Consider the following 12459-nt stretch of genomic DNA (forward strand, 5'->3'; position numbering starts at 1 on the left):
TTAACGTTCATTAACAATCCCGAAAATTTGCAATCTACATTTGAAACGTTATATTTGAATTATTGCCCGTTTGTATCACAATTCCGCTCTAATAGTTCCAATCATTCTTGAATTCATTATAAAAGTATGAATTTTTCAATGACCTGATCACAATCAGCATCATGACAAAAAGAACTTTTGTATTGTTTTTCTGGCTCGCACAATTCGCCGTAACGCTGCTCCTCGGGCAGCAGAAGGTTATTGGGTGCAAGATTGATATCGGAACCGAAGCCTTTTCTCCCTTCGAAATCAAGGAGAAACCCGGCAGCAGCGATATTGTCTTAATCGATGATACAATCTGCAAAAACGAGACAATCGTAAGGGCCGACGAAACAAAATGGAACGAATCGCTTTCCAGGCTTTTTAACCGCCGGCATTCCACCTACCGCTTCCTGACGCTCTTCTCGCAGGCAGTACCCCAATGCGAAATCACCCGGACTTCCAGAATCATCAAGGAGTCTGTTCAGCCGCTTTACGCCACCAATGGAGAAATCACGCTGCCCGACTATTACAGCTTTCTCCACCGCCTTTGCCCTTTTTGAACTCGCCGCAAGCGTTCTTTTAACTCAAAATTTTCGTAGCTGACGGATCGTCCCGTTATGCCCGTTCGCGCATATCCAGGTCGTCCCGCTCATTCATGCTATTCTTTTTGCTGCCCGGTATCCCCGTGCGGCCAAAAGGCTATTCCTATTCCCCTGCATTTACCGCCAACCAATTTATACAAACGCATCATGATGAAAGACCTAAAATGGCCGCTCCTTTTGCTCGCCAGCATTTTCACCTACGGCTGTGCCTCGAAAAGTGAAACTTTGTCGGAGACGAAAGACAGCATTCCGACCATCCCCGTAACGGAACTCAGGCCCCAGAAAACCGAACTGCACCGCGAGTACGTAGGCAACATCCACGCCCTACGGAACGTCGAAATATATGCACGCGTGAAAGGTTACCTCGAAGAAGTGTATGTGGACGAAGGTAAGGAAGTCCGGAAAGGACAAACTTTGTTCCGCATTAACAATGAAGAATATGAGGCCCAGCTGGCCAAAGCGAAGGCGAACCTGCAAAGCGCGATTGCCGACGCAAAAGGCGCCGAGCTGGAAGTCAAGCGTGTAAAACTGCTCGTCGACAAGAACGTTGTCGCTAAAAGCGAACTGGAAGTAGCGCAGGCGAAACTGGCCGCTGCCAATGCCAAAATCGAGGAAGCCAAGTCCGAGAAATCGAATGCGGCCATTCAGCTGGCGCATACGGTGATCAAAGCGCCATTCGACGGCGTGATCGACCGCCTTCCGACTAAAATGGGTAGCCTCATCGACGAGGGCACCTTGCTCACTACGCTGTCGGACATCAAAACGGTGTATGCCTATTTTAATGTATCTGAAAACGAATACCTGGAATATGTAAAAGCACGCGACAAGGCTGCTACCAAACAGGCGGTAGTGGAACTGGAACTGGCCGATGGCTCCTTTTTCAAACACAAAGGTGTTATCGAAACCATGGAAGGCGCATTCGACGAAGGTACAGGCTCCATTGCCTTCCGAGCACGCTTTTCGAACCCTGAAAAACTGCTGAAACACGGCTCTACGGGCACGATCCGCCTCACTAACACGGTAGAGAACGCGATCCTCATCCCGCAACAGGCCGCATTTGAAATCCAGGACAAAAACTTTGTGTATGTGCTGGGGAAAGATAACAAGATCAAGACGCGCAGCTTTGTGCCGCAATCCCGGTTATCTACTTTCTATGTCGTAAAATCAGGCCTGGAATCAGGCGAAACGATTGTTTGCGAGGGACTACAATCCCTGCGCGACGGGGCGACGATCAACCCGAAAACGGTGTCCACCGACACGGTGTCGGACGAGAAAATCGAGCTCACGGCGCGGTAGCATTCTTTCTTTCACCTGAATTGTAGATCATGTTTCAAAAATTCATCGAGCGACCGGTTTTATCGCTGGTCATCTCCATATTTATTACCCTGCTCGGGGTTCTGGCGGTGCTGGAACTACCCGTCTCCCAATTTCCCGACATTGTTCCACCCTCTGTGGTCGTTACGGCCACCTACACGGGCGCCAACGCGGAAGTGTGCGTCGATGCAGTGGCCGTTCCGCTTGAAAAGGCGATCAACGGGGTGCCCGGCATGACTTATATGACGAGCGTTTCCGGTAACGATGGCGTAACGACGATCAATATCTCCTTCAACGTGGGCGTCGACCCGGACCTCGCCGCGGTGAACGTGCAGAACCGTGTACAAACGGTCATTGACGAGCTCCCTGAGGAAGTTATCAAAGCCGGTGTAACCACCGAAAAAGAGGTGAACAGCATGCTCATGTACCTCGACATCATGAGTTCCGACTCCACCGTAGGCGAGGATTTCGTTTACAACTTCGCCGATATCAATATCCTTAAAGAGCTGAAAAGGATCGACGGCGTGGGCCGCGCGCAAATCATGGGTAGTAAGGACTATTCCATGCGCGTTTGGCTGCAACCCGACCGTATGAATAGCTATAATGTCTCCGCCGACGAGGTAATCAAAGCCATCCGGGACCAGAACGTGGTAGCGGCACCAGGTAAGACAGGCGTCAGTTCCGGCCGTGAAAAGAATGTATTGCAATATGTATTGAAATACACCGGCAAGCTCTTCGAACCCGCACAATATGAGAACATCGTGCTACGCTCCAATCCCGACGGTTCCATCCTGAAATTGAAGGATGTTGCCAAGATCGAGTTCGGAACACTGGAATATGATATGGCTTCCAAATCGAACGGACGGCCTTCCGCTTCCATTATGATCAAGCAGCGCCCTGGTTCCAATGCGCAGGAGGTTATTCAGAATATCAAAACCAAGGTGGCGGAGCTGAAAAAGACCACATTCCCACCTGGAATGGACTATTTCGTTTCCTACGACGTTTCCCGCTTTCTTGACGCTTCCATTCACGAGGTAATCCGCACGCTCATCGAAGCATTTATCCTCGTAATCCTGATCGTGTATTTGTTTTTGCAGGACTTCCGCTCCACCCTCATTCCGGCCCTGGCGGTGCCGGTGGCGTTGGTCGGGACATTCGCATTTATGCAAATGTTCGGGTTCTCCATTAACCTGCTCACACTTTTTGCATTGGTACTGGCCATCGGCATTGTGGTCGATAATGCGATCGTGGTCGTCGAAGCGGTCCACGCCAAAATGGCCGAAAAGCATCTGGATGCCAAAACAGCTACGATCGAATCGATGAAGGAAATGAGCGGGGCTATCATCGCGATCACGCTGGTGATGTCTGCGGTATTCGTTCCGGTTGCGTTCATGTCCGGCCCTGTCGGGATTTTCTACCGGCAGTTCTCCATTACCCTCGCGATTTCAATCGTTATCTCGGGTATCAATGCGCTTACGCTCACGCCCGCATTATGCGCGTTGATGCTGAAAAACACGCATGGGCAGCCCGTGAAGAAAAACCCGCTCACAAGGTTTTTCGATGGCTTTAACAAGGGTTACGACGGATTGCAGACCGGCTACCGGAAACTGCTGGCATCCATAGTAAGCCGACGGATGATTACGATCGGACTGTTGATAGGCTTCTGCGCAGCCACTTTTGGCATTAACAGCATTCTCCCGAGCGGCTTTATCCCTACGGAGGATCAAGGGGTAATCAACGTGAATGTCACAACACCGGTAGGTGCCACCGTCGAAAGGACAGAAGTTGTATTGGATCAAATTCAAAAGGTAGCCGAAAGTCTTGAACCTGTCGAATCAGTTTCTTCACTTTCAGGTTACAGCTTGCTCACCGAATCGGCTGGTTCGTCGTATGGGATGGCGATGATCAACCTGAAACCCTGGGATCAGCGGAAAGCCTCCGTTCAGGATGTTATCAAGGAAATGGAGGCTAAAACAAAGCACATTACCGATGCCGAAATCCAGTTTTTTCCTCCTCCTACCGTGCCTGGCTTTGGTAATTCCAGTGGTTTTGAATTGAGGGTCCAGGATCGTTCAGGAAATGAAGATCTGCAAAAAACGGCCGAGGTAACCAACAAGTTCATCAAAGATCTGGCTGCCACGCCGGAGATAGCGGCAGCATTCAGCAGCTTTGACGCAAGTTTCCCGCAATATATGATCCACGTCGACTCGGATATTGCCGCTAAAAAGGGCGTATCGATCGACATCGCCATGAGCACGCTCCAAACCATGATCGGCAGCTATTATGCCTCCAACTTCATCCGCTTCGGGCAGATGTACAAGGTAATGGTGCAAGCGGACGCGAGTTTCCGCAAAAATCCCGAGGACATTCTCAAATTATATGTCAAAAACAATCGGGGGGAAATGGTCCCGTTCTCGACTTTTATCAAACTTGAAAGGGTGTACGGTCCCGAATTGCTGACGCGCTATAATATGTATACGTCGGCGATGATCAACGGCGACGCGGCTCCTGGTTACAGCAGCGGCGATGCCATCAAAGCCGTCGAGCGCGTAGCCGCCACGAGCTTACCGAGAGGTTATACCTACGATTGGTCGGGTATGACGCGTGAAGAGATCCTTTCCGGGAACCAGGCGATATTCATTTTTGCGATCTGTCTCATATTCGTTTACCTGCTGCTGGCCGCACAGTATGAAAGCTTCCTGCTGCCGCTGCCGGTAATCCTCTCGCTTCCAACCGGAGTTTTCGGGGCATTCCTTGCCTTGAAATTAATGGGTCTGGAAAACAACATTTACGCCCAGGTTTCGCTCGTCATGCTGATTGGTCTTTTAGGTAAAAACGCGATCCTGATCGTGGAATACGCCATTATCCGCCAAAAAGAAGGCCGGACGGTCATAGAAGCCGTGCTCGAAGGTGCCACTGAACGTCTGCGCCCGATCCTGATGACATCCTTCGCATTTGTCGCGGGGCTTATTCCCCTGGTAATGGCATCCGGCGCGGGAGCGATCGGTAACCGGTCGATTGGTGCTGCGGCTGCCGGCGGTATGCTCATCGGTACTGTTTTCGGGGTGATCATCATTCCGGGATTGTATGTCGTGTTTGCGAGTATGGCCAAAAAGAAAAAGACGCCTCCTCCTGTCATTGCCACTGAGGAAGAAGCATTGCTGCATTAGAAGCCCCCTCGAATCCAGTTTCGGCCGCAGGGCATGCTCCGCGGCCTTTCAAATCAGATTTTATATTGATGAAAAGAAATAAAAAGTACGCTCCCGGCCTTCTGTTCGCCGCGATCCTGATCTCGGTGTCGGGTTGCAGAATGATGCAGCCCGTCGAGCAGCGCACCCAAATCAAAACACCGGAAACATTCGCTGGCCAGGCCGATTCCGCGGGTATCGGATCGCTGCAATGGAAAACGTTCTTCAACGACCGGCACCTCGTAGCGCTGATCGATACCACCCTGCAAAACAACCTCGACCTGAAAATGGCCGTTCAGCGAATTGAAATGGCCCGAACCAACATCATGACCGCGCATGGGGCCATGCTTCCGATCGTGTCAGGCGACGTTTCCGGTGGCGGCCGCAAATTCGGTGACTATACTATGGACGGCGTAGGTAATTACGATACCAACTTCTCGGGCAACATCGATGAAGACCGCCGCCTCCCTGCGCCTTTCATGCCTGATTACTTCGTCGGCCTGCGCAGTTCGTGGGAAATAGATATTTGGGGTAAACTTAAAAATCAGAAGAAAGCCGCCTACACGCGTTTTTTGGCGAGCGAAAAAGGACGTCAGGCGATCATTACCGGCCTCATCGCAGAAATCGCCCGCTCCTATTACGAACTGATGGCGTTGGACACCGAGCTTGATATTATCCGGAAAAACATCGCATTACAGGAGTCTGCGGTAGAAACCATCAAAATCCAGAAAGAGGCGGGCCGCGCTAACGAACTCGGCGTCCGCCAGCTTACCGCCCAATTGCTCAATACGCGCAGTCTCGAATTCGAAGTGCAGCAAAAGATCGTCGAAATCGAAAACAATGTCAACCTACTCACGGGCCGTTTTCCACAACCCATTATAAGAAGTACCACATTGGAACAGATAATGCCGCAGTCCGTCAGCGCCGGCATACCTGTGCAAATGCTGCGAAGAAGGCCCGACATTCAGCAGGCACAACTGGATTTGCTCGCCAACTATTCCGAACAGCAGGTAGCCCAGCTGGCATTTCTGCCTTCATTGAACATTACGGCATTTCTGGGTTTCAATGCGTTTAAAAGTAACCTGCTTTTCTCGTCCGGCTCGATCGCATACAGCGCGCTCGGCGGCCTTACAGCCCCTCTGGTGAACCGGAAAGCATTAAAAGCAAACCAGAAACGCGCCGAAGCGGCCAGCCTGGAAGCACTCTATGCTTATAATAAATCGGTTCTAAACGGCTTTCGCGAGGTTAGCACCAGTCTTAAAAAGCTGGAAAACACGCGCCAGATCAGCAATTTAAAAAAACAGGAGGTGGAAGTACTGCAGCAAGCGGTAACTACCTCCAAGGACCTCTTTCTGACCGGTTACGCTTCCTATCTCGAAGTGATCACCGCCCAGCGAAGTGTTTTGCAGGAAGAATTAAACCTGACCAACGTGCAGAAGGAACAGTTTCTCGCATTGGTAGAGTTGTACAGGGCATTAGGCGGAGGCTGGGAGTAGTCATTCGGATTAATAGTGTACAAAAAGAGCACGGACCTTGCGATCCGTGCTCTTCTCATATCTGGTTTGAGATACTTACTTCTTCTTGGTTCCCGCCAGACTCGGCTCTTTCGAAATCACGATCAGATCCGCCAGAATGCGGCCGGTTTCAGTCAGATAAATATCTTTCTTCTTCTTTACGTCTTTTGGAGCCTCGGCAACTTTTGAATCCGTTTCCTCTTCATCGTCACCGTCGACATTGTCTTCTCCAAGCTGTTTCATCGCCACGCGCTTTTTCTCAGCTTCATCGCGCTCCGCTTTACGTTTGGATTCCTGCAAAGACACAATTTTATTCTCACGCGCCTGCTTGAAATCATCCAGTGTCTTCACAAGCGTTTTCAGTTCCTCGTCGGATTTGAGACGATGCTTGTGCTTGTCACGGATTTGATCTACGATTTTAGGATTGATATTGCTGGTAACCTCGTAACGCGAGGATGCAATTTGATCCCAGGGCAATGCACTTGGCTGCGAGCCTTCGCCGTACTCATTCACTTTAAATGCGGTCGGCAATTCGAGATCCGGCGTTACGCCTTTCAGCTGTGTGCTGCTTCCATTAATACGGTAGAATTTCGCAACGGTCAGTTTCACCTGGCCAAGCTGGTCTTGCTCCTTAGGTACCCACTGGTTCAGGTCGATCAGCGTTTGAACGGTTCCTTTTCCATAGGTTTGCTCTCCAACGATCAGTCCACGTTTGTAATCCTGGATCGCCGCCGCGAAGATTTCAGAAGCCGATGCACTGAAACGGTTCACCATTACCGCCAGCGGGCCATCGTAGGCAATCGCAGGATCGTTATCCGACTGTACCTCAATTTCACCCTGGCTTTCTTTTACCTGGACAACCGGTCCGCGATTGATAAACAAGCCGGTCAGTGAAACAGCTTCTGTCAACGAACCTCCGCCATTGTTACGCAAGTCGATCACGACGCCGTCCACATTCGAAGCCTGCAAATCGGTAATCAGTTTCTGAACGTCCCGCGTTGTGCTTGAAAACTCTTTCTCGCGGTGCTGTGCACCTTCAAAATCGCGGTAGAACAAAGGAATATCGATCACACCGATTTTATACTCCTTATTACCGTTGTTAATGGAAACGATTTCGCTCTTCGCGCGCTGTTCTTCCAGTTTAATTTTCTCTCGCACGAGACGATATTCTTTGGGAGCCGATCCGGGCAATGCATCGGCAGAAATTACCTGCAAACGCACGACAGTCGATTTAGGGCCTTTGATCAGTTTCACGGCATCGTCGACAAACCAGCCCACGATGTCGACAAACTTGCCTTCGTCGCCTTGTGCAACCGCTACGATTTTATCTTCTTTTTTAAGTTGCTTCCCTTTGAATGCCGGCCCTCCGGGGATTACCTCTACGATTTTGATATAGTTATCTTCCTCACGAAGCAATGCACCGATTCCTTCCAGCGACTGGCTCATTTCCTGCTTGAAACGGTCGGCCGAAGTAGGCGCCATATAGCTGGTATGCGGGTCGAGAGATTCGGCATAGGCATTCATGAACATCTGGAACACCTGCTCTGTCCGGATACGGCCCAGGGCACGGTCACGGGTTTTGTAGCGGTCGCGCAGGGTGGTTACCACCGCAGTGTCCGCTTTACCCGACAGTTTGAGGTCTAATGCCTCGCTTTTCAGGTATTTCCGCCAGGTATCGTTCAGTTCGTCGGTGTTTTTCGCCCAGGCAGCTTTTTCCCGGTCGGTGTCCATCGACTCATCCTGCGTAAAATCGAAAGGTTTCGGTTCTTTCAGCAAAGTCTGGATATACTCGCTTCTTTCCTTGTAGCGCTTTCTGAAAACATTATAGATCTGAAAAGGGACATCTAGCTCTCTTTTCTGCAAATAGTCATCGAAAGAGTTCTTATACTGCTCGAATTCGGCAATATCGCTCGCCAGATAGTAGAGTTTTCCATGGTCTACCGCATCGAGGTACTTATCAAACATTGCCGCCGAAAGAGAATCGTTCAGCTTCGTTTTCCTATAATGATAGCTGGATAAGATCCTCGTTGTCAGCTCCTCCGCTTTGTATTGCGCAGGAATCGGCTTGATATCTTCATCCATGGAGGCGGCCGTTGGTGCCGTTACCCCCACTCGTTCCTGAACAGGGCCCCGCTGCCAACCAAGCAACACAACCGGAATAAGAGTGATAAGATACTTTTTCATTTGCTCGTTTGCTATTTTACGATTTCCAATAATTCAACCTCAAATACGAGGGCTGAATAAGCCGGTATCTGAGGTCCTGCCGCACGCTCACCGTAAGCCAGCTGATATGGAATAAAAAGCTTCCATTTCGATCCGACAGGCATTAACTGAAGCGCTTCGGTCCATCCTTTGATCACACCATTGACCGGGAACTCGACTGGCTCGCCTCTATCGACCGAGCTGTCAAAAACCGTTCCATTGGTCAGTGTACCGTGGTAGTGTGTCTTAACCTTATCTGTCGCCGCCGGTTTGGGACCGTCGCCTGTCTTGATAATCTGATATTGCAGGCCGCTCGCGGTGGTCACTACGCCTTCCTTCTTCTTGTTTTCTTCCAAAAACTTCTCCCCTTCCTTGCGCACCACAGCGCCTTTTTCTTCCATCAGCTTTGTGAAGTAACCCTGGATAAACATATTCGCCTCATCGGCTGAAAAGGCTGTTTTTTCACCTTTCAGAGCCGCTTTAACGGTTTGTGTGAGCAACTCGGTGTTGATATCGCTGATACCTTGTGAAGATAACGAATTTGCGAAGCTAACTCCAATCGCTGCTGACAAAGAGTCGGCAGTCGTTTTCAATGTTGCAGGACCTGCCGATGTTTTTGCAGGTGTTGCCGCTGATTTCTTTACAGTTGCAGCGGGTTTAGTTGTTTTTTTGATAGTTTGTGCTGTGCCTTCCGCGGTTACCAATACTCCAAATGCCAGGGCTGCTAAAATGGTTTTTTCTAATTTGTACATTATTAAGAAAGATGGTCGAAAAGATTAAAATTCAATATATAAGTGTTATTAACGATCTCAATTACAACAAAAACACAATCAGTACCTAAAAAAGTTTTAAAAATGTTATTAGAGGCTGATAAACGGTAAATTTGCGCCCGGCGATACCCTTCCGCCCACTTCCTTGGAAAAATCTAATTTTATATCGCAGGTTTTAGTTAAATCATTCTGTTTTTACCAAAATAAAACTCTACCTTTGCGGCAGTTTTCAGAAAACTTACTACTATACTCTAAATAAGTCAATTATACTATGGTATCTGTTAGACCGGATGAAGTTTCGGCCATCCTGCGCGAACAACTTGCAGGCGCTCGATCAGAAGCAGAACTCGAAGAAGTAGGAACAGTCCTTCAGGTTGGTGACGGTGTTGCCCGCATTTATGGTCTTTCCCAGGTACAGGCAGGTGAGCTGCTTGTTTTCGAGAACGGCCTTAAGGCCCTCGCTCTTAACCTCGAGGAAGACAATGTAGGAGCCGTATTGCTGGGGGATTTCAGTGACATCAAAGAAGGTGCTACTGTAAAACGTACCAAAGAAATCGCTTCCGTGAAAGTAGGTGACGGAATCATCGGCCGTGTGGTGAACACACTGGCTGAGCCGATCGACGGAAACGGACCTATTACTGGTGAGACGTTCGAAATGCCTATCGAGCGTAAAGCTCCGGGGGTGATCTACCGTCAGCCTGTAACTGAGCCGCTTCAAACCGGTATCAAAGCGATCGATGCGATGATCCCCATCGGACGCGGACAGCGCGAGTTGATCATCGGTGACCGTCAGACAGGTAAAACTGCGGTTGCGATCGATACAATCATTAATCAGAAGGAATTTTACGACAAAGGCGAACCGGTATTCTGTATCTATGTTGCCTGCGGTCAGAAAGCTTCGACTATCAAGTCGATCGAAGCTACCCTTCGCAGATACGGCGCGATGGATTACACCGTGATCGTCGCTGCTGGTGCTTCGGATCCTTCTCCAATGCAATTCTATGCGCCATTTACAGGTGCTGCGATCGGTGAATACTTCCGTGACACCGGCCGTCCTGCACTCGTGATCTACGATGACCTTTCGAAACAAGCGGTATCTTACCGTGAGGTGTCCCTGCTCCTCCGTCGTCCTCCGGGCCGCGAAGCTTACCCAGGTGACGTATTCTACCTCCACAGCCGTCTTTTGGAACGTGCTGCGAAAATCATCGCTGATGATACGATCGCTGCCAGCATGAACGACCTTCCGCCTTCATTGAAAGGTAAAGTAAAAGGTGGTGGTTCATTGACGGCCCTTCCGATCATCGAAACACAGGCTGGTGACGTTTCGGCTTACATTCCTACGAACGTAATCTCGATCACCGACGGCCAGATCTTCCTTGAATCCAACCTTTTCAACTCGGGTATCCGCCCTGCGATCAACGTAGGTATCTCGGTATCCCGCGTGGGTGGTAACGCGCAGATCAAATCAATGAAGAAAGTTTCGGGTACCCTGAAACTCGATCAGGCGCAATTCCGTGAACTGGAAGCATTTGCGAAATTCGGTTCCGACCTCGACGCCGCTACCAAGCTGGCAATCGACCGGGGACGCCGCAACCAGGAAGTTTTGAAACAAGCTCAGTATGCGCCGGTTCCTGTTGAATTGCAGGTAGCGACCGTTTACGCATCCACCAAAGGTTTGCTGGACAACGTAGACGTAGCGCGTGTGAAAGAATTCGAAAAAGACTTCACCACCGTACTGGCTGGACAATATAAAGAAGCACTTGCTGCTTTGCGTGCCGGAAAACTGGACAACAGCGTAACAGACGTTATCGAGAAAGTAGCTAAGGAAGTTGCTGTAAAATATCGTTAACCGGTAAAAATGCCGGAACCTACCCGTTCCGGCATTTTCCTAGAACAATTCAAAAGGATCACCGGATCGCTTAAAACACCCAGAGAATGGCAAGCTTAAAAGAAGTACGTAACCGTATTGTTTCGGTTAATTCCACACAGCAGATCACCAAAGCCATGAAAATGGTAGCGGCAGCCAAGCTGCGTCGTGCACAGGACAACATTCTGCAAATGCGCCCCTATGCACAGAAGCTTGGAGAAATGCTTCTGACAGTTTCGTCAGCATCGGAAAGCGCTGCCGACAGCCCGTTAAAAACCGTTCGCGCGGTGGAAAAGGTGCTGATAGTAGTCGTAACTTCCGACCGTGGATTGTGCGGAGCATTCAATACCAATATTATCAAAGCTACACTCCAGCTGATCGAGACGAAATATGCGGCTCAGGCAGCGAAAGGAAATGTAGAGATTTTTGCCATCGGTAAAAAAGGAGCAGAGTCGCTCGTACGCCGCGGCTTTACTGTTAACACTGCTTACACCGATCTTTTCGGCCGTTTGAGCTTTGTAAATGTGAAAAGCGCAGCTGAGGAAATCATGAAGGATTTCTCGGAAGGGCGCTACGACGCGGTGGATATCGTGTACAACGAGTTCAAAAACGTAGCTACGCAGATCATCCATACCGACCCATACTTGCCGATCGTAGCTGAAAACAAATCGACCAAGTCGAAGAAGACAGAGGTTAACTATATTTTCGAACCGGCCGAAGAAGAAATCCTTGCGGAACTGATCCCTAAGTCGCTGAAAATCCAGTTGTACCGTGCTGTTCTCGAATCCAATGCATCGGAGCAGGGAGCGCGTATGACAGCAATGGACAAGGCAACGGAAAACGCCCAGGAACTTCTGAAAGAACTGCGCCTCGTTTACAACCGTACGCGTCAGGCAGCGATCACGAAAGAGATCCTCGAAATCGTCGGAGGTGCCGAAGCATTGAAAAACTAAGGTTACCCCAAACATATTCCAAACGGCC

Annotated in this window: 8 protein-coding genes; 6 read left to right on the top strand and 2 right to left on the bottom strand. The window is 49.8% G+C overall.

Annotated elements, in window-relative coordinates:
• The first annotated feature begins 161 nt into the window (after nt 1–161).
• The 4 genes from AAHB90_RS27085 (at nt 162) to AAHB90_RS27100 (ending at nt 6621) form a co-directional block, all read left to right on the top strand.
• Nucleotides 162–581, top strand: a complete 420-nt coding sequence (locus tag AAHB90_RS27085; RefSeq protein WP_342088370.1) for a hypothetical protein — start codon at nt 162–164, stop codon at nt 579–581.
• A 192-nt stretch (nt 582–773) separates the two neighbouring features.
• Complete coding sequence (locus AAHB90_RS27090) at nt 774–1919, top strand: efflux RND transporter periplasmic adaptor subunit (protein WP_446717935.1); 1146 nt, start codon at nt 774–776, stop codon at nt 1917–1919.
• Nucleotides 1920–1948: 29 nt separating this feature from the next.
• Nucleotides 1949–5107 carry an efflux RND transporter permease subunit gene (locus AAHB90_RS27095; RefSeq protein ID WP_342088372.1) on the top strand — a complete coding sequence of 1053 codons (3159 nt, stop codon included), beginning with the start codon at nt 1949–1951 and terminating at the stop codon, nt 5105–5107.
• Nucleotides 5108–5175: 68 nt separating this feature from the next.
• Nucleotides 5176–6621 (top strand): efflux transporter outer membrane subunit, encoded by a 1446-nt coding sequence (locus AAHB90_RS27100; protein WP_342088374.1) that lies wholly within the window; start codon nt 5176–5178, stop codon nt 6619–6621.
• 75 nt (nt 6622–6696) lie between these two features.
• On the opposite strand, the gene AAHB90_RS27105 is transcribed toward AAHB90_RS27100, so the two are convergent.
• Both AAHB90_RS27105 and AAHB90_RS27110 read right to left on the bottom strand, forming a co-directional pair.
• The gene (locus AAHB90_RS27105) at nt 6697–8823 is read right to left on the bottom strand and encodes a carboxy terminal-processing peptidase (protein WP_342088375.1); all 2127 of its coding nucleotides are present in this window, start codon (nt 8821–8823) and stop codon (nt 6697–6699) included.
• 11 nt (nt 8824–8834) lie between these two features.
• Nucleotides 8835–9593 (bottom strand): FKBP-type peptidyl-prolyl cis-trans isomerase, encoded by a 759-nt coding sequence (locus AAHB90_RS27110; protein ID WP_342088376.1) that lies wholly within the window; start codon nt 9591–9593, stop codon nt 8835–8837.
• 289 nt (nt 9594–9882) lie between these two features.
• On the opposite strand from AAHB90_RS27110, the gene atpA reads away from it, so the two are divergent.
• Nucleotides 9883–11460, top strand: a complete 1578-nt coding sequence (gene atpA, locus AAHB90_RS27115) for a F0F1 ATP synthase subunit alpha (RefSeq protein WP_342088377.1) — start codon at nt 9883–9885, stop codon at nt 11458–11460.
• Between the two features lie 86 nt (nt 11461–11546).
• The gene (gene atpG / locus AAHB90_RS27120; RefSeq protein WP_342088378.1) at nt 11547–12431 is read left to right on the top strand and encodes an ATP synthase F1 subunit gamma; all 885 of its coding nucleotides are present in this window, start codon (nt 11547–11549) and stop codon (nt 12429–12431) included.
• Nucleotides 12432–12459: the final 28 nt, after the last annotated feature.

Origin of the sequence: Dyadobacter sp. OTU695 (genome assembly GCF_038440355.1) — a bacterium.
Classification (GTDB): Bacteria; Bacteroidota; Bacteroidia; order Cytophagales; family Spirosomataceae; genus Dyadobacter.

What these genes read in the sequence shown, in the direction of transcription:
- AAHB90_RS27085 (WP_342088370.1), top strand. Translation starts at nt 162, where the DNA reads ATGACAAAAAGAACTTTTGTATTGTTTTTCTGGCTCGCACAATTCGCC.
- AAHB90_RS27090 (WP_446717935.1), top strand. Translation starts at nt 774, where the DNA reads ATGAAAGACCTAAAATGGCCGCTCCTTTTGCTCGCCAGCATTTTCACC.
- AAHB90_RS27095 (WP_342088372.1), top strand. Translation starts at nt 1,949, where the DNA reads ATGTTTCAAAAATTCATCGAGCGACCGGTTTTATCGCTGGTCATCTCC.
- AAHB90_RS27100 (WP_342088374.1), top strand. Translation starts at nt 5,176, where the DNA reads ATGAAAAGAAATAAAAAGTACGCTCCCGGCCTTCTGTTCGCCGCGATC.
- AAHB90_RS27105 (WP_342088375.1), bottom strand. Translation starts at nt 8,823, where the DNA reads ATGAAAAAGTATCTTATCACTCTTATTCCGGTTGTGTTGCTTGGTTGG.
- AAHB90_RS27110 (WP_342088376.1), bottom strand. Translation starts at nt 9,593, where the DNA reads ATGTACAAATTAGAAAAAACCATTTTAGCAGCCCTGGCATTTGGAGTA.
- atpA (WP_342088377.1), top strand. Translation starts at nt 9,883, where the DNA reads ATGGTATCTGTTAGACCGGATGAAGTTTCGGCCATCCTGCGCGAACAA.
- atpG (WP_342088378.1), top strand. Translation starts at nt 11,547, where the DNA reads ATGGCAAGCTTAAAAGAAGTACGTAACCGTATTGTTTCGGTTAATTCC.